The 18,270-nt window shown below is 42.0% G+C and carries 18 protein-coding genes; 11 read left to right on the top strand and 7 right to left on the bottom strand.

Features of this window, described 5'->3' with window-relative positions; all coding sequences use genetic code 11:
* Positions 1-305 precede the first annotated feature (305 nt).
* Together A3775_RS01140 and A3775_RS01135 are read left to right on the top strand one after the other, a co-directional pair.
* Entirely contained in the window at positions 306-944 is a 639-nt protein-coding gene (locus tag A3775_RS01140) for a peroxiredoxin (protein ID WP_066379243.1), read from the top strand.
* 104 nt (positions 945-1,048) lie between these two features.
* On the top strand, positions 1,049-1,633 hold the full coding sequence (locus tag A3775_RS01135) for a Uma2 family endonuclease (protein ID WP_066423529.1): 585 nt from the start codon (positions 1,049-1,051) through the stop codon (positions 1,631-1,633).
* A 34-nt stretch (positions 1,634-1,667) separates the two neighbouring features.
* Here A3775_RS01135 and A3775_RS01130 read toward each other — a convergent pair whose 3' ends face one another.
* On the bottom strand, positions 1,668-1,859 hold the full coding sequence (locus A3775_RS01130) for a hypothetical protein (RefSeq protein WP_066379245.1): 192 nt from the start codon (positions 1,857-1,859) through the stop codon (positions 1,668-1,670).
* 110 nt (positions 1,860-1,969) lie between these two features.
* Positions 1,970-2,170, bottom strand: a complete 201-nt coding sequence (locus A3775_RS01125) for a hypothetical protein (RefSeq protein WP_066379246.1) — start codon at positions 2,168-2,170, stop codon at positions 1,970-1,972.
* 209 nt (positions 2,171-2,379) lie between these two features.
* On the opposite strand from A3775_RS01125, the gene A3775_RS01120 reads away from it, so the two are divergent.
* From A3775_RS01120 to A3775_RS01110, 3 genes are all read left to right on the top strand, one after another.
* Positions 2,380-3,354 (top strand): cysteine synthase A, encoded by a 975-nt coding sequence (locus A3775_RS01120; RefSeq protein WP_066379249.1) that lies wholly within the window; start codon positions 2,380-2,382, stop codon positions 3,352-3,354.
* Positions 3,355-3,625: 271 nt separating this feature from the next.
* Positions 3,626-3,958: a ferredoxin gene (locus tag A3775_RS01115; protein ID WP_066423491.1), complete on the top strand. Its 333-nt coding sequence runs from the start codon at positions 3,626-3,628 to the stop codon at positions 3,956-3,958.
* A gap of 53 nt (positions 3,959-4,011) precedes the next feature.
* On the top strand, positions 4,012-4,818 hold the full coding sequence (locus A3775_RS01110; RefSeq protein ID WP_066423488.1) for a DUF5331 domain-containing protein: 807 nt from the start codon (positions 4,012-4,014) through the stop codon (positions 4,816-4,818).
* A 19-nt stretch (positions 4,819-4,837) separates the two neighbouring features.
* Here the strand turns inward: A3775_RS01110 and A3775_RS01105 are convergent, their stop codons facing one another.
* Both A3775_RS01105 and A3775_RS01100 read right to left on the bottom strand, forming a co-directional pair.
* Positions 4,838-5,875, bottom strand: coding sequence for an adenosine deaminase (locus tag A3775_RS01105; protein ID WP_066379257.1), 1,038 nt, complete (start codon positions 5,873-5,875; stop codon positions 4,838-4,840).
* 90 nt (positions 5,876-5,965) lie between these two features.
* Positions 5,966-8,491 carry a PAS domain S-box protein gene (locus tag A3775_RS01100; protein ID WP_369817204.1) on the bottom strand — a complete coding sequence of 842 codons (2,526 nt, stop codon included), beginning with the start codon at positions 8,489-8,491 and terminating at the stop codon, positions 5,966-5,968.
* 683 nt (positions 8,492-9,174) lie between these two features.
* Between A3775_RS01100 and A3775_RS01095 the strand changes: the two genes are divergently transcribed.
* Entirely contained in the window at positions 9,175-10,518 is a 1,344-nt protein-coding gene (locus A3775_RS01095; protein WP_066379261.1) for an adenylosuccinate synthase, read from the top strand.
* Positions 10,519-10,616: 98 nt separating this feature from the next.
* On the top strand, positions 10,617-10,916 hold the full coding sequence (rplY, locus tag A3775_RS01090; RefSeq protein ID WP_066379263.1) for a 50S ribosomal protein L25: 300 nt from the start codon (positions 10,617-10,619) through the stop codon (positions 10,914-10,916).
* 27 nt (positions 10,917-10,943) lie between these two features.
* On the opposite strand, the gene A3775_RS24855 is transcribed toward rplY, so the two are convergent.
* Positions 10,944-11,093 carry a hypothetical protein gene (locus tag A3775_RS24855; RefSeq protein WP_231866914.1) on the bottom strand — a complete coding sequence of 50 codons (150 nt, stop codon included), beginning with the start codon at positions 11,091-11,093 and terminating at the stop codon, positions 10,944-10,946.
* Between the two features lie 117 nt (positions 11,094-11,210).
* Between A3775_RS24855 and A3775_RS01085 the strand changes: the two genes are divergently transcribed.
* The 4 genes from A3775_RS01085 (at position 11,211) to A3775_RS01070 (ending at position 14,511) form a co-directional block, all read left to right on the top strand.
* On the top strand, positions 11,211-12,755 hold the full coding sequence (locus tag A3775_RS01085) for an AAA family ATPase (RefSeq protein WP_066423484.1): 1,545 nt from the start codon (positions 11,211-11,213) through the stop codon (positions 12,753-12,755).
* 74 nt (positions 12,756-12,829) lie between these two features.
* Entirely contained in the window at positions 12,830-13,330 is a 501-nt protein-coding gene (locus tag A3775_RS01080) for a hypothetical protein (RefSeq protein ID WP_066379266.1), read from the top strand.
* Between the two features lie 83 nt (positions 13,331-13,413).
* Positions 13,414-14,205 (top strand): YdcF family protein, encoded by a 792-nt coding sequence (locus A3775_RS01075; RefSeq protein WP_066379267.1) that lies wholly within the window; start codon positions 13,414-13,416, stop codon positions 14,203-14,205.
* A gap of 75 nt (positions 14,206-14,280) precedes the next feature.
* Positions 14,281-14,511 carry a hypothetical protein gene (locus A3775_RS01070; RefSeq protein WP_066379268.1) on the top strand — a complete coding sequence of 77 codons (231 nt, stop codon included), beginning with the start codon at positions 14,281-14,283 and terminating at the stop codon, positions 14,509-14,511.
* On the opposite strand, the gene A3775_RS01065 is transcribed toward A3775_RS01070, so the two are convergent.
* Positions 14,508-14,780 (bottom strand): ferredoxin-thioredoxin reductase variable chain, encoded by a 273-nt coding sequence (locus A3775_RS01065; protein ID WP_066379270.1) that lies wholly within the window; start codon positions 14,778-14,780, stop codon positions 14,508-14,510. The genes A3775_RS01070 and A3775_RS01065 overlap by 4 nt on opposite strands.
* A gap of 1,321 nt (positions 14,781-16,101) precedes the next feature.
* Positions 16,102-18,087 carry a 4-Cys prefix domain-containing protein gene (locus A3775_RS01060; protein WP_066379272.1) on the bottom strand — a complete coding sequence of 662 codons (1,986 nt, stop codon included), beginning with the start codon at positions 18,085-18,087 and terminating at the stop codon, positions 16,102-16,104.
* Between the last annotated feature and the right edge of the window lie 183 nt (positions 18,088-18,270).

Below are 18,270 nucleotides of genomic sequence, written 5' to 3'. Positions count from 1 at the left end.
TCGCAAACATCAAATAGAGTTTTATATAACTATCACAGATTATACAAGTACCTCGACAAACTACAAATCCTTGGCAGAGGATTCCAGAAAACTTGTCAAAATTATTGGGCAAGAAAAAATACAAATACATTGATTTGTGCAATAATCAGAATCCGTCAGTTATTTTTCCCCATCGCCACAGACTTGTTAAGGTCAACAAAGTTGAACTTTTGTTAAAAACAACTCAAAGCCGATGGGAAAATCGGTGTTGTTACGAAACAACACGTTAAGATACATAGGCGATATTTAACTACAGGGAATCTTATATGGCTCTCCGTCTTGGTGATACAGTACCTAACTTTAAGCAAGCGTCTACACATGGCGACCTAGATTTTTACGAATGGGCTGGTGATAGCTGGGTGGTGCTGTTTTCTCACCCTGCTGACTACACCCCAGTATGCACAACTGAATTAGGTACTGTTGCCAAACTCAAACCAGAATTTGACAAGCGTAACGTGAAAGCGATCGCTCTGAGCGTCGATGATGTAGAATCTCATAACGGCTGGGTAGGCGACATCGAAGAAACACAAAGCACCAAACTCAACTACCCAATTTTGGCAGACGCAGATCGTAAAGTTTCTGATCTTTACGACATGATTCACCCCAATGCTAACGCAGCTGTCACAGTGCGTTCCGTGTTTGTCATTGACCCCAACAAAAAACTGCGTCTTTCCTTCACCTATCCCCCCAGCACCGGACGCAACTTTGACGAATTGTTGCGGGTTATTGACTCGCTACAACTCACCGATAACTACAGCGTAGCTACTCCAGCCGACTGGAAAGATGGGGATGATTGTGTAATTGTACCATCTTTGAAAGACCCAGAAGTATTAAAAGAAAAATTCCCCAAAGGCTACAAAGAAATTAAACCCTACTTGCGGATGACTCCACAGCCTAACAAGTAAATTTTTCAGTCATTTCAAGTAGAAGACGCAAAGATACTGGTTGGTAGCTTTGCGTCTTTTTGCGTTTGGGTAAAAATAAAGATAAAGCCAGCTATGGAAAGATTATGCTGTCATCTCCCTTAGTCATCCAAATTCCGCCATCAATGCAAATGACAGACGAACAATTTTTTGAATTCTGTCAGATAAATCGTGACTTACGCATTGAACGTAATCAGTTAGGAGAAATATCAATTATGCCCCCTACAGGTGGAACAACAGGCAATAGAGAGTTTAATATTGCTGTACAGTTAGGAGTGTGGACAGAACAGGATGGTACAGGTATAGCGTTTAGTTCTAGTACAGGATTTAAGTTATCCACAGGTGCAGAACGTTCTCCTGATGCAGCTTGGATTAAATTAGAACGCTGGAATACGCTTTCGCCACAACAACAAGAACGGTTTCCTGCGATTTGTCCTGATTTTATCGTGGAACTGCGATCGCCTAGCGATAATCTGCAACCCCTGAAAGATAAAATGGCAGAATACATCAAAGAACCAGGGATACAATTAGGCTTTTTAATTGACCGCAAACACCGCCAAGTTTATATTTACCGTCCTGGTCAACCAGAGGAATGTTTAGAAAATCCTGATACCGTGAGCGCAGACTCTATTTTACCAGGATTTGTCTTGAATATGAGTAAAGTTTGGTAGAGTAGTATTTCTGATTATAAACATTCCTACCTATTTAAACATCAACATTGATTTGTTCTATCTGCCTAGCTGCTTTATCCCACAACTTAGCTGTAACTTCATCTTGCCAATGAGTGCGGAGATTTTCGGCGTGTTTGTGAGAGATTCGCTCTAGCATTTCTAAAATGGCAGCTAATGTCAATTTATCAACTAATGCTTCCAAAACTTCCATATCTTCATGTTTCATAATCATACAGCTAAATGCCGCCTCTGTGTTTGAGTTGCTCTGTGTTCAGAGTAGGGAAAAAAATTGAAGAATTTGTGAGGATATACATTTTTGGTTGAGCGATCGCCTGATTATTGAGAAGTATTTGGAGTTTTAGTTGGCGGATATTTAATTTTGCCCTCGCTGTAGCCTAAATCATACATACTCGCCCCTTGAGCATCCTGTTCTGGTGAAATTTTCGGTTTTCCAGCCCAAGCATCAGATTTTCCTAAGTTAAACCAGTCTTCGTCCGTCATTTCAGCATCGAATCTGTTTTTGGTTGCTTTGTTCATGATGCACCTATCAGTGGCTAGGTTTAGCAGTTGCCATCATTTTTGATGTTGCCATGATGTTTTGAGCAAAACCTGCACCCTGAGAAATAACCAGTATTTGTAGTATTTGTAGTGGACTTGCTCAATCTACGAGCAAAGCATACACCCCCTGAGTAATGAGACAATTATGAGCCACAATTTTTATAAGTAAGAACTCAAGTAAAATCACAATGGATATCAAAAATGGTTTCATAGGCACTGTTGGCAATACACCACTGATTAGGCTCAAGAGCTTCAGTGAAGAAACAGGGTGTGAAATCCTCGCTAAAGCAGAATTTCTTAATCCAGGTGGTTCTGTTAAAGACCGGGCTGCATTGTATATCATCAAAGATGCAGAAGAAAAAGGTCTACTCAAACCCGGTGGTACAGTAGTCGAAGGCACGGCTGGTAATACAGGTATTGGACTCGCGCATATTTGCAATGCTAAAGGCTACAAATGTTTGATTATCATTCCTAACACCCAATCACAAGAAAAAATCGATGCACTCACCGCTTTAGGTGCAGAAGTCCGTCCCGTTCCCGCCGTACCCTACAAAGACCCGAATAACTACGTCAAACTATCCGGTAGAATTGCGGCTGAGATGGATAATGCTATTTGGGCAAATCAATTTGATAATTTAGCTAACCGTCGCGCCCACTACGAAACCACAGGCCCGGAAATTTGGACGCAAACCGATGGTAAAGTTGACGGTTGGGTAGCTGCAACTGGTACTGGCGGAACATTTGCTGGTGTAGCCATGTACCTGAAATCACAAAACCCAGCAGTTAAATGTGTAGTTGCTGACCCGATGGGTAGCGGACTCTATAGCTACATCAAAACAGGTGAAATCAAGACAGAAGGCAATTCTATCACTGAAGGCATTGGTAACAGTCGCATCACTGCCAACATGGAAGGCGCACCAGCCGATGATGCTATCCGAATAGATGATCAAGAAGCCTTACGGGTAGTTTACCAGCTATTGCGGAAAGATGGTTTATTAATGGGTGGTTCAACAGGTATCAATGTCGCTGCTGCTGTAGCTTTAGCCAAGCAATTAGGCCCTGGACATACCATTGTCACTATCTTATGTGATAGCGGTTCACGGTATCAGTCGCGGATATTTAACCGGGAATGGTTAGCTGCTAAAGGACTGTCTGTAGATTAGTTATTTGTTATTAGTCATTAGTCATTAGAGGATGTCTGAGAAGTTAAGAAGGATACTAAAAACCCCTCTCCAAACCTCTCCCCTGCAAGGAGAGAGGCTTTGAAACCCCCATTCCCTTGTAGGGAAGGGGGGCTGGGGAGTTAGGTTTGAGTGACTTTGATGTTAATAACAATACTTTTCAGACATCCTTTTAGTCAGTTTTCCCTCCTACCTGTAAGGGTTTAGCAATGCTAAACCCCTACCATATTGATCAATAGGGTGTCATTGAAACATGAATAATATTACCCAACCATCAAACTCGCTCAACACAAATCAACCTGAGACTTCCAGATGTGTGAGAGTCTGCCAACATCGCACTTGCAAAAAACAAGGTGCAAAGGAAGTATTAGCAGCTTTTACAGCTTTGCCGGTTGCTGATGTCACGGTGATAGCTAGCGGTTGTTTGGGACAATGTGGTAATGGGCCGATGGTGTTAATTTTACCTGATATGGTTTGGTATAGTGGCATTCAACCCCAGGAAGTGCCTTTATTAGTAGAAAAGCATTTAATAGGTGGTCAAATAGTGCAGAAGATGCTCTATTATCGGTTTCATCGGCAAGGATAAAGCCAATTATCAATATACAGGTCTGCACTATTTTTGACTCTAGCGAGGCATCCATGAATATTCAGGAGCTGCGTCAATCCTTAAAAATGAAGTGGCTAAGTTACTACGAGGAAAATCGTCCTTGGTTAGTCAAAATGCGAGTTTGGGCTACTTATAATGGTATAAGACGGCCTTCTTCTGGGTTTATGTTGGCAACGCTGTCTGGTTTAGAGCCAAATTTTGCTGAGATTATGGCGTTTCTTGTAGAACTGAATAATAACCCTGATGATATAGTTGCAGCTTTGGGTCTTAATTTTAATCCTGATACAGAATTAAACTCAATTTCATCACAGTCGGATTTGGCTGTCAACCCACCAGAAGATGATTTTCCAGAAGAACCACCAGTAACATTGATTCCATTGATCATTGACGATGTTCCCACGCCTAATACCAACGGGCAGAATGGAAAACAGCAGGTGGTGACACCAGAGATACACGAGTCTAGGATGGAAATTGTACCGATTGATCAACCTAGAGATGCGATCGCCTCTAATGCTAAAATACCTCCTCAACCTACCCTCACCATCACCCCCAACACACCTAAACCTTTACCATCTATCGGTTTGAAACTAGCTACCGCACCCTCTCGCAATGGTAAAATACTACGTTCACTAGAAATTACTACGACCGTACCCAGTAAACCAAAAACCCTGATTTCTTCAACATCAACCACAGAAATTTCCCACAACGGCAAATATCAGCATAAAAAACCACCCAAACCCATCAACAAAGTTAATCACATACCTCATACTAATGCCAGTAATTTGGCTTCTTGGGTAGATGAATTTTGTCAGGGTACTGGGTGGGAAGTCGGGGTGTAGGGGAGAATGACTAATGACCTTACATTACCAAAGCTTTGGCTGGTTCTGATTTAAGTAACCCATTCAACAAATATTCTGGGCGTTGACGATAAGGCCAAGCAAAGGCATGACGAAAGGCGGCATCTTGACAAGCTTGCAACTGCTTAAAATTAATTATGTCGTAAGTCAAGAGATTTTCATACTCAAACGGCAAACGCATATTATGCAAGCCAGCGTTATCAGTGCAAATAGCTATGTCTACCCCTGCATCAAAACATCGGTCAAATACTAACTTCAGTTGACGGATATCTTGTAAAGTCCCCGTTTTCAGGTAAGTTGTGGGGCAAACTTCTAAACACTGCCCCCTTCTAGCTATTTCTGATAGTAACTCAGGATACAATAGGGGAATTTGGATACCGTGACCTATTCGCATCAGGTAAGGTAAAAGTTCTGGGTAACAACCCGCCGTAGTTTCGTACAGGTGTCCTGTGGTGTTAATGTCTAGCGATCGCGCATAATTATAGAGACTAATCCATTCGTCTAGGCGATCGCTATAATAACTATCACCCCCCGCTACATCCACAGCACAAACATAATCTCGATGTTGCGCTGCTAAATCAATAATCGCTTTATTCACCTCATAAGGTAAACGCGAGTGCATACAAAGAATTTGACTGGTGACAATGGGATACTCTGGTAACTGACTCGCTTTTCCCACCACTGCCACAATTTCCGCCATTTTGTCAATTCTCTCGGATTGACTTAAATGCTCTGGTGTCCGTAAATAGGGAGTATAGCGTAGTTCCAGATAAGCCAAATTTTCAAAAATGTAAGCACCCCGCACTAAGCGGTAAATAAAGTAGGGTAATGTCTCAACCGTCTGCACACTTTCTACTAAAGTGTGCAATTCTAGGTATTCGTCTAAAGTATTGCGTGGTCTGGTGTAAAAATCTTCAAACTCTGGATAGTTGTGAAACCGGGAAATTAACTCTGATGAATGTCTCTCGAAATACCGCCATAAGACACGAGGGACAACGGAACCGCCCAAGTGTCTATGTAACTCAGCATATAAAGCCATAGTGATAAATTGTCTATATAAGTTTACTAATATTAACAAAAACGCTGAGAAAAAAAATCTATATCCTCAGAAAGATTGTTCAATAGTTCGTCAATGATGCTGATGTACAGTTTTGATGGTTTGTAGTAACTCTTTAGCAGTACAAGGCTTGGATAAAAATGCTCTTATCCCCATGCTAGCAATTGCTGTAGACTGTGGAGCAGATAACAACCCACTCATGGCAATAATTTTGATGTCGGGATTAATATTTTTTAACTGGCGGATAGCGATCGCCCCCTCCATTGCTGGCATCATCATATCTAGCAGCACTAGACTAATTTGCTCTTGGTTCTGAGTATATACTGATACTGCTTCCAACCCATCCCCAGCAGTTAATACCCGGTAATTGTAGGCTTCTAGAGTGGATTTAGTAATTTCGCGGATAATCGCCTCATCATCTACAACCAAAATTCCTTCCCCATGTCCGGTTGGTGGTTCCATTTCTACCGCCGCAGTTGATTGCATACGATTAGATACCACAGCCGGCAAATACATCTGAAATTTACTGCCTTTGTGTACCTCACTCTCAACGCTGATAAACCCACCGTGATTGTTAATAATACTCACAGCAGTAGACAAACCTAAACCCGTACCTTCACCTACCGCTTTGGTAGAGAAAAATGGCTCAAAAATCTGAGATTGAATGTTTGATGGTATGCCTACACCCGTATCTTCAATAGATATAACAATATAAGAGTCTGATTCTGAAGCTAGTACCACATTCTCGGCGGATATCTTCAACATCCCACCATCAGGCATAGCATCACGGGCATTAACTACAAGATTCATCAATACCTGATGTAGCTGGGTAACATCTCCAGAGACATACCAAAGATTATCCGCGATATCTGCCGAGCAAATAATAGACTTGGGGAAGGTTTGCTGGACAATTTGCTCAATTTCTTGGAGGAGATGTTTAACTTGTACAATTGTCTTCTGCCCTTCAATCCCCCGCGCAAAAGATAATACTTGCTTAAGCAAATTTGCGCCCCGTTTGACATTACCTTCTAAGGTGTTCAGCAATTTTTGCATTTGTTGGTCATGCAATTTCATCTGTAAAAGCTGAACTGACATTAAAATGGGAGCGAGGATATTGTTAAGGTCATGGACAATACCACTGGCTAGAGTACCAATAGTTTCGAGACGTTGCGATCGCATCAGTCGCGCTTCCAATTGTTTTTTCTGAGTGATATTAGTATTTACACTCAAAATAGATTTGGGTTTCCCCTCCTCATCCCTCACCAAAGTCCAGCGACTTTCGACGATAATTTGTTTACCATCTTTCGTTAGCTGATGTAACTCACCTTGCCACTCACCTGTACTAATAACAGTAAATAATGCCTCCTCTAGCTGGCGGCAATCGCCTTGATGCAACAGTTCGAGGATATTTTTCCCTAAAGCTTCCTCAACCTTCCAACCATACAAACGTTCTGCGCCTTTATTCCAAAATAGAATTTGGTTGTGAATATTGCCTACCAAAATTGCATCAGTCGCCACATCTAACAGTGCAGCTTGTTCGTGGATTTTCTGTTCTGCTTGCTTACGCCGAGTAATATCTCGTGTCACCGCTAAATGTAGAAATGTCCCATCCGCTTCATTGATGAGTGGTACAGCGTGAGTTTCCATCCAACGACGAGTACCCTTAAATCCTTCTAGCTCAAACTCTAAGCTGCCTTTATTACCCTGACAAACGCTTTGATGCAAAGCCGCAAAGGCATCTCGATATTCTGGTAAAATATTCAAATCAATCGGCTTGCCAATCAGAGTATCCGCATTTTCTACTTCCATGATTGCCAATCCAGAAGCATTAATTTCTAACAGCTTGCCATCCCTAGCAATTAACTTAATACATTCTGGTTCAGCGTCAATAATTGCTCGTAGTCGATTTTCACTTTCATGCAAAGCAATTTCAGTTTGCTGGAGTCTGCTAAGATAACGCCGTAGCAAGTCATACACAAACCCTAGCAGCAGCACATTCACCATCATAGTCAGAGAAAATGTTGCCAGTGTGGTTTGAAGAATATTTGGTGACTGCTGTAGTGGAATTTCTGCTGTGGTTAATGCTGTGTCAATTAACTGTTGGATATCTTGGCTAAGTCTCAGCGTCTTGTTTTGATGAGATGATACTAGCTGTTGAGCAACTGCAAAACCTTGCTGTTGATTAACAGTAACTTCTTGCTGGAGTAGATTTTGCTGTTCGGTAACTTTTTGTTTCAGGAGGGAAATCCATTGCTGATGTTGGTGTGGTTTAATGGTGAATGGGCGGAAAATTTGGATTTGATTTTGGATTTGTTCCCTAGCACCCACGTAAGTTGTCAGCGCATCTGTGTTATTAGTGAGTAAGTAATGAAGTTGGGCAATTTCCGCATCTTTTAGTGTGGAAAACATCATCGTTAGCTGCGTTTTAACCTGATGATTTTCTGCCACCCATTGCTGATGATGACATAATTTTGTGATGTTGCTGTAGGAAACTACAGCATTGGTGAATAACACTGCTAACGCCAGAATAAATATGCCTTTTAGCTTGTGGATGAGAGAAAATTTCATCATGCGATCGCCCTTTATGTCGCCGCGCACTCAAACAGTGAGAATTCAAGACTACAGTTTTTCAACTGACAGTGAGTCTGAAAATTACTGATTTTAGTTATTACCCCAATTTTTCTTTAACCGTAATTATTTACTACCACGCTGACAAAATCACCGTCTCAAAGGTTCCTTCTATTAGGCAAAATAGCTGAATCAGCATTTTGTTTAACAATAAAGTGTAACTTTAACTACATTTATGCGGTAATTTGATGATGAACCACCTGAAATCTGTCTTGCTGGTTTTATATCCCAGACATCCAGATATTCAGATTTGATTTATCCAGAGAAAATAGGAATATTTTTCTCCAAAAATTATTGCTGTTAATTATGTTAGTTATTCAATATATCCTGAAAAATAAGACTATGGTGATTATGTAATAGTCTCATGCTTTGATGTTTTAGGTTGTGATTTGGATCACAACTTTCACCATCCTAAAAACAGCAAAGATTAGTCAGCTTAAACGAGCAAGAATTACTAAAAAATAGGCAAGTCTGAAATAGCAATTTATGCTACATATACATGATCAGGTAACAACAAAAAACTGATACATTTTGTGAAAAAAAGATGAATTGAGCAAAATATCTGAAAAATGGCTGTCTGTTGTATTGACAGATGTCAAAGAATATGTATATATTAGATATTTGTGGAAACTTTACCTCGATAAAATAAACTCTTGGCTAACGTCATTGTCATAGGCGCCCAATGGGGCGATGAAGGAAAAGGTAAAATAACTGACTTACTCAGCCGCTCCGCAGATGTGGTAGTCCGTTACCAAGGGGGTGTTAACGCTGGACACACAATTGTAGTGAAAGGTCAGACCTTTAAACTGCACTTAATACCCTCTGGTATTTTGTACTCGGATACAGAATGTATGATCGGCTGTGGAACAGTCATCGATCCACAAGTTTTAATTGCAGAACTCGACCAATTAGAAAAGTTAAATATTTCTACTAAAAATCTGCTCATTTCCGAAACTGCCCACGTAACCATGCCCTACCATCGATTAATCGATAAGGCATCAGAAGAACGGCGCGGTAGTCATAAAATCGGCACCACTGGTCGAGGGATTGGCCCTACCTACGCAGATAAATCAGAGCGTACAGGTATCAGGGTACTAGACTTGATGGATTCAGAGGCACTACGCGAGCAGTTGGAATGGACGATTAACTATAAAAACGTTATTTTAGAAAAACTGTATAACATACCACCCTTAGATCCGCAACAGGTAATTGACGAGTATCTAGGGTATGCAGAACGTTTGCGTCCTTACGTAGTGGACACATCGCTCAAAATATACGATGCGATTCAAAGGCGGCGTAACATCTTATTTGAAGGCGCACAAGGTACACTGTTGGATCTAGATCATGGAACCTATCCCTATGTCACCTCCTCTAACCCGGTAGCTGGGGGGGCTTGCGTAGGTACAGGGTTAGGGCCGACAATGATTGACCGGGTGATTGGTGTGTCAAAAGCCTACACAACGCGAGTCGGTGAAGGGCCATTTCCCACCGAACTGCATGGTGAATTAGGTGAATTACTGTGCGATCGCGGTGCAGAATTCGGTACAACTACCGGACGCAAGCGGCGTTGTGGCTGGTTTGATGCCGTCATCGGTCGTTATGCCGTGCGAATTAACGGTATGGACTGCATGGCGATTACCAAACTCGATGTCCTCGACGAGTTAGAGGAAATCAAAGTTTGCGTCGCCTATGAGATTGACGGCGAACGCTGTGAACACTTCCCCACAAGTGCGCGTCAGTTTGCTCGCTGTCGTCCGATTTACAAAACCTTACCAGGGTGGCAAGTGCCAACAACACAATGCCGTACCCTGGAAGACTTGCCACAGCAAGCATTGGACTATCTCAAGTTCTTAGCAGAACTCATGGAAGTCCCGATCGCGATCGTCTCTTTAGGCGCAAGCCGTGATCAAACCATAATTGTCGAAGACCCCATTCACGGGCCAAAACGTGCCTTGCTGCACGCCGATGGTACTCCCGCTTCCTTGCTGAGTGCTTAATTAAAAGTCAACAGTCAATAGTTCCAAGTCAAAACTCATGACTCATGACTAATGACTAATGACCAATAACTAATGACAACTAACAACTGATAAATTGTATGGCTCTGACAGTCGAATCTCAAAAACGACCAGAAGGAAGCAAACCCAATGCTTTGCGTCGTTCTGGACTTATCCCTGCTAACTTGTACGGTCACAACATTACAGAATCAATTTACTTAGTAATTGATGCTAAAACCGTTGACCGTCTACTGAAAGCAGCTGCGGTTAACAAAACAGAAATTGAATTGAACATTCCCGATCTACAATGGCAAGGTACAACTGTACTCAAAGAAGTACAAAAACATCCAGCCAAGGGTACACCTTACCACCTGAGCTTTTACGCTACTGCTAAAAACTAAGGCTGGTAGAAAATTTGTCTTAACTTGTCATTTAAAGTTTGTGATAATTGCTGATGATACCAGGGGTAAAACCCTGGTTTTTTGTTGTTTGGCTTTTCCGGCTTTAAGTTCGTAGTAAGCGGCTCTAGCCCTTATCTGGTTGATGTAGCCTTGAATAAAGAGGACGAAAGTCCTCACTACCAACCCTTCTCAGGACGTTAATTCTGATTTAGTTGATGTAGCACAACAGAGGACTAAAGTCCTCACTACCGACACTAGCAACCAAAAAAAATTAAATTTTTGTCCCACATTTTTATGACTGAAGTAACTCTTCCAACTTTAATTCAGCAAATGTTACAACCGGGATTCTATCCCCATCCTGTGACAGAACCGATTCAACTGATTCAAACCCATGTTTCTTACGTGCTGCTAACTGGGGATTATGCCTATAAATTAAAAAAACCAGTAAATTTTGGGTTTTTGGACTTTTCCACACTAGAGAAACGCCAACATTTTTGTCAGGAAGAACTGCGGTTAAATCAACGGGGGGCGGCTGAACTGTATTTGGAAGTGTTACCTATAACTTTGATAGGTGAGCAATACACTCTCGCAGGAACGGGTGAGCCTGTGGAGTACGTGTTAAAGATGTGCCAGTTTCCCCAAGAGACTTTACTGAGTTCACTGTTTGCCCAGGGTAAATTAAACGAGACACACCTCGAAGAATTAGGTCGGGTAGTAGCTCAATATCACGCTAAAACTGAGACTAATGACTATATTCGTAGTTTTGGGCAAGTAGAGCAAATTAGAGTGGCGTTTGATGAAAATTACGAGCAAACTGAGAAATATATTGGAGGCCCCCAAACTCAGCAACAGTTTGAGGAAACCAAAGCTTACACCGATGATTTTTTTGCCACAAAACAAGAATTATTTCAACGCCGCATCCAAAATAACTACATTCGGGAATGTCATGGTGATTTGCACCTGAGAAATATTTGTCTGTGGCAAGATAAAATACTGTTGTTTGATTGTATTGAGTTTAATGAGCCGTTCCGCTTTGTCGATGTCATGTTTGATATTGCTTACGCGGTGATGGATTTGGCAGCCCAGCAGCGTCCAGACTTGAGTAATGCTTATCTCAACACTTACTTAGAACAGACTGGCGACTGGGAAGGTTTGGAGGTATTACCTATATATCTCAATCGTCAGTCTTATGTACGGGCGAAGGTGACATCATTTTTATTAGATGATCCTGGTGTACCTGTGGAGGTAAAAGCAGAAGCCAGCAAAACAGCCGCCCAATATTACAAACTAGCTTGGGAGTATACTAAACCCAAACCAGGAAAACTGATTTTAATGTCGGGGTTATCCGGTTCTGGGAAAAGTACAACCGCAAAATATATAGCACGACAAACGGGAGCAATTCACATTCGCTCAGATGCGGTTAGGAAACACTTGGGGGGAATTGCTCTACAAGAACGTGGTGGCGATGATTTGTATACGCCGGAAATGACCGAGAAAACCTATGCACGGTTACTAAATTTGGGGATTATACTAGCTAATCAAGGTTATACTGTGATTTTAGATGCTAAGTATGATAAACAAACACTGAGACAGGAAGCGATCGCACAAGCTCAAAAGCATCAACTACCCCTGCAAATTATATTCTGCACCGCACCGTTAGAAGTAGTAAAACAGCGTCTTGTCAACCGTACTCATGATATTGCTGATGCCACAATTGATTTATTAGATTCCCAACTCAAGCAAGCAGAACCCTTTACTGATGCTGAAAAACCTTACGTCCAAAATTGGGATACAACTGAGCCACCACAAACACAATTGCAGCAACTAATTAGCCAATAGATTAGCAGGTGTAGGAGGATTAAATTGTCCCTTACACCCCTCCAGACAAGCATCCCTACACCCCTATTTATCTCATGGCAAATAATAACAACCTCTTCAATTTCACACCTGAGTCCCTAACTCAATTTTTATTTGGGGCATTCATCACTTTTATATTGACTACAACAGGAACACCAATATCCCTGAGCCTGTTTCTGGGCATTCTTGGTTGGTTTGCTTTGGGTTGGTTTACTAATGCCAGTAAAACCAGTCCTCAGCCCCCCACAGTCCCCTCCTCTGATGGTATTGATGCCGGACTAAAATATTGGTTATTTTTCTTGCTAGGGTTTGGGTTGTTAGGATATCCAGCACCTATGAGTATTTTGTTAGGTGCTGTAGGTGCTGTAGGTGGGGGTTGGATTATTGCTTGGTGGAGAAGTCAGGAAGAAACTAGAACTCAATTACCAGTAGAAACTGTAGAAACAGTGGAAGGTGAACAGTCTACCGATAGAATCACCAGACGGCAAACCAGAAGGGCTAGCCGTCGTTATCGTCGCACACCTGGAAGTTTTAATTTCAAGTTTTGGAATAAATAGTTATTAGTTATTAGTCATTAGTCATTAGTCATTGGGAAAAGTTCTTCTCTATTGTTCCCCTGTCCTATTCCCTATCCCCTAATATGTTCTTATATCTCTCTAAATTACTGCCACTATTTTTCTATCCTTTGGGACTAGCGAGTATCAGTTTAGTAGTGGCATTATTTACGCTGTGGAAAAGACCACGTATAGCAGCGATCGCCGTCTCTTTGGCGTTAGTTGTATTATTACTCTGTAGTAATGCTTGGGTGGCAAAATACTTAGTGCGATCGCTAGAATGGCAAAATATGCCACCGGCACAGTTGCCTACGGCTGACGCAATTGTAGTATTGGGAGGTGCCACTAAATCAGCCTTTCCGCCTCGCCCTGGGGTAGATTTAGCTGAACAAGGCGATCGCGTAATTTATGCGGCTCAACTATATCGCCAAAAAAAAGCTCCTATAATCGTACTGAGTGGCGGACGTATTGATTGGCGTGGTAGTGGTTCCCCAGAATCAGCAGATATGGCGGATATCCTGACATCTATCGGTATCCCATCTGAGGCACTGATTCAAGAACCAGACTCCCTGAATACCTATCAAAATGCCGTCAATGTGAAAAAAATTCTCGATGCTCGTGGTATTCGTCAGATACTGTTGGTAACTTCAGCGATACATACACCGCGATCGCTCAAAATTTTTCAGCGTCAAGGTATTGATGCTATCCCCGCCCCAACTGACTTTCTTGTGAGCCAAAATGAATTACAAGAAATTAGCAGAACTCCTAAAGCCGCCATCCTGAGTTTATTACCGGATACGGACAACTTACACCAATTTACTAATGCCCTCAAAGAATATATCGGTACTTTCGTCTATTGGTTACGCGGTTGGCTGTAATTCTTAGTCATTAGTCATTAGTTATTAGTTATTAGTTATTAGTCCCCAGTCCCCAATCAAGAGTCCCTAAAAACTATGTCTGAAAATCTGCCTCACATCATACCTGGACTGCCACCGGAAGTTGACGAAGGTTTCGCTACATACCATACAACTAAGCAGTTTTATTATGAAGTGCAAACGCGCTTAGAGTTTCAGCGTTATTGTGAATGGTATAACCAGACTGCCGAACAACACCGTCAAGAACTCAAAAAAATGCGCGGCGAATTGAATATTTTCAGGTTGTTTCGCCGCCAATCATCAATTTAGATTAGTTCGATTTCATTTTCTCGCAAGTGGACTTTAAATTTTTTACTCACTTGGACTAACAAGGGGAAATTAGCACTCACAGGTCTACCTTGCCATTGAGTGACAATCTGCACAATTTCGCCTTCTATGCCTTTGATGTCAAAAGCTTTACCACGATGTTCAGGATGATGATAAACTACCACCGACTCTTTAACACGGACGCGATCGCCTACTTTCATATCAATATTTTTACCTTGCTTTTGCTGTTCTACAAGTGTCTCCACAACCAACCCTCACTCAACTAACTGACTTTTTACCCATAAACTGTTGACAACAGTCACTTCCATAGCGTCAATCTTGACAGATGCTTTATTTCACGCTTCTGTACCTGTTATATAAACAAAGCCTGCCCGTGCAGGCTGTGAGAATGATTAATCAGCAACATCAGAATTTCTGATTAGACTTATAATGTATTAACAGGTTTACGCGGGAAAACCCTGTATTTCCTAGTCCCTGCTAGCAATCAAGCGCAAACTGCATAAACGCTTTTGCGGCTACTCGTAGGTACGACAGTTGTCGCCAAGCAGCAGTTGAGTGGCAGGGTAATCCACAACGCTTTTTCTCATCAATGCACTTGTTCACTCCCACAGGTGGTTTAAAAGTACATTTTCGAGGTTAGATAGGCAAACAGGGCAAGAAAAACCCACTTTGCTCTTGATTTGCGCTTTAACGATAAATTCAATTCTACAACAATCGGAACTCATAACTCAAAACTCAGTACATAGCACTTTACAAGTATTGGAGCAGAAAGCCCACCAGTAACAGGCTGAAAATCCAAAAAATTTTCAGCCTGTTACGTCCTTAAGGGGTGGGGACGGGCAGTTTCCTCAAGTCGGGAAACCCGCCCACGGAACTGCCCTCATGAATGCGTTGCGGCTGTCTTCCGCCGTCTTAGTCCTCTAATCAATTCCCGTAAAATGTCGGTTTGGGTTGTGCATTTTTGGTCACAATATTGTTTGAGCAATTCTTTTTCTGCCTCTGTTACACGAAAAGTTATAAAAATCTCAGGTTTAGGCAGATCAAGATACCACATAAAAAGGTATCTTTATTATAGTGGTCAGGGGAATTAAACAGTGCTGAAAAACTTGCTCAAACTTACTCAAAATCCACTATGATTAGGGATAAGCGAAAACCAAGCTAAAAAAATTTTAGGCTTGAGAACCTGTACAAAACTTTTGAGAGTAGCCAGCCTGTAGCAAGGTAATTGAGAAAATCCAGAAATTTTAAATGGCTGAAAATCAGGGAGTAAAGTAGCAAAGCCTCTCAATGTAAAAACTCCAAAATAGGGTGAGTTACGCCCGATTTTAAGCCTGTGGACTGGATAATGCCGACATTACCAGAATGAAACAGGAAGCTAACGTCTTAAGTCTTTGAACAGATTTAAGCAAGTTTAGTTTAACGGCATACCGGATCTGGCTTCTGTAATGGAGTAAAAAGCTTGTGGACAGACCCACCTCTGGCGTAATTAGGAAACTGATTATGGTAAGTGGACTGGATGAATCAAGAATCCCATCGGCTTTTAGCCGTGGGAGTGTCAACAGGACAGAAAAATCATTCCTGTGGTGGACAAAGTTGTTGGACACTAGAGGGTAATTTTCGGCACATTTGTTGCAAAGTTTGCGGATGGAGTTGCCACCAAGCAAACAGTCCGATTCCAGTCCCCGCTACTAGCAAAGCGAATAATCCTCCTAGCAGTAAAAAAGGCTGACGTTGACGAGTTGGTTTTTGCGCTGGGGCTGGGCTGGGTTCATCCTCTGCCAAATCCAAATTTAACAGTGCTTGAGAACTTTCTGTTAATGTTGTTTGTGCAATTTCTGCCAAGTCAGATTCTGCTTCAATTTCTGCCAAAGCAGATACTTCGGTTTCTGGTGGTTCTGATGGCGGAATTGCTACTGGTGGCGGTGGTGGCGGCGGTATCGGCACTAAGGAGTCTTTGGCAATCCGGCAAAAAGTCAGCACCACTGAAGTATTATCATGACCATTTTTTTCGTTGGCTAAATTAATCCATTCACGGACGGCATCTTCCACCGCCAACTGTCCTGTTAATACAGGTAATGCGTAATCCTGCCAATATTTTTCTACTAAATTGTTATCACTTAAACCATCTGAACACAGTAGTAATATACCATCTTCATCCAAGATAAACCTTTGAATTACCAACCTTAAGCCTTCCGCATCTCTAATACCCAAGGCTTGAGTTAAGGCGTGAGCCTCTGGTTTTTGGAGTGCTTGACGATACATAGCCCGTGCCAAGCGCACCTCCCTAGTTGCCACATCATTATCTATGGTAAGTTGTTGGCAGTAGTTACGAGTTATCCAGTAAGCGCGACTATCACCCACACTAGCCAAGTAAAGCTCATGGGCGTTGTTAGACTGCCCACCAGACTGTTTCAAGGCTCGTTGCGGCACTTGTAAAGCCATCACCAGAGTTGTCGCCATTCGTTCTCTGCCTTGGCGTTTCAGTTCGTCATTACGGGAGCTAATCAGGTTATTCACTACCCTGATGCAAGCCTCTAACTGTTCTTGTAACAATTTGGGTGGCACAAGTTCAGTTTGTTCGGCTACCTCTGCTAATAAAGCACGGATTTGTAATTTTAAAGACTGGATTGCTAATTGACTTGCTACTTCGCCGCCTTGATGTCCCCCAATACCATCGCAAACAATAGACAAATGAGGCAATAATGAATCATCTGGATTATCGTTAGTGTTGGGGTAACAAGTGTCTTCATTTTGTTGTTGTTGGATTCCTATATCTGTAGCCCCTACTACCTTCAGATTTAATGGTAATTCTGCGGCTGTTGAGAGCAATAAACTATTAAGTTGAGTTTTAATAGTGTCTAACTCTACCTCAGAGTTAGTCATTAGCTGGACTATATGCCTTAATTCTGAGACTATCGCCTGATTAGCGGCTTCTACTAGAGGCTGCCACGCGTCGGCTAAATCCAGTAACCTAGGCGGTGAACTGGTTGTGGTGTGTAGTTCTAAAAGTCGCACACACCAACCTTGAACTCGCAGGTTGTCTGGGATGAGTAAACTTTGCGCCTGCCCGAATTTTGATAACGGTGTCCAAAGTTGAAGAATTTGCCAGAGCCAATAAACTTGTCTGACTGCTTTGGCTTGCTGCCAAGCTGCGGTAAGGCAGGGGTAAAGATTTCCTTGCTCATCGATGGGGACATTTTCTAGCAGCAGAATATCATTTGTACCTTCTTCCCCATTGGAAACAAAGCCATAGGGTTGGGGAAGGTGCAAACGCTCTGATTGTAGGCGTAAATACGGAATAACTACTGGTGGTAATTCTGCGGGGATAGCTGGCGGTAGTCTTGGTTGAGTATCTAAGTAAATTTGCTGTGCGATCGCCTCATATCTATCTACTAATTTTGTACCTAGGGGAGTTTTCGCCGTTAATGAGCCAGTAGCCCAGAGATAACGGTAAACCAAGGGAGTTTGACAACTGGCACAAACCAGATCACCCACAGAATTAATCGGATTATCGCAGTCTGGATTTATACAGTAAATTACTCTTTGAGTAGAAATCATAAGTATTTATTTAAAAATAAATCGGCTTGTGAATTTCGATTAAATTTAGCTGTCAAAGACTTGCAGCCTAGAATAGACTGGATGTGTCTAGTCCTGACTACAGATTGTTACTGAATTTAATCACAATTATTTGCAAAAAAGACTAAGTTTTTCTGTAAACCGCTAGTGTCGGTATGTATCTAC

The organism is Anabaena sp. 4-3, from assembly GCF_001597745.1.
GTDB lineage: Bacteria > Cyanobacteriota > Cyanobacteriia > Cyanobacteriales > Nostocaceae > Trichormus.
This window is presented reverse-complemented; position numbering and strand designations above follow the sequence as displayed.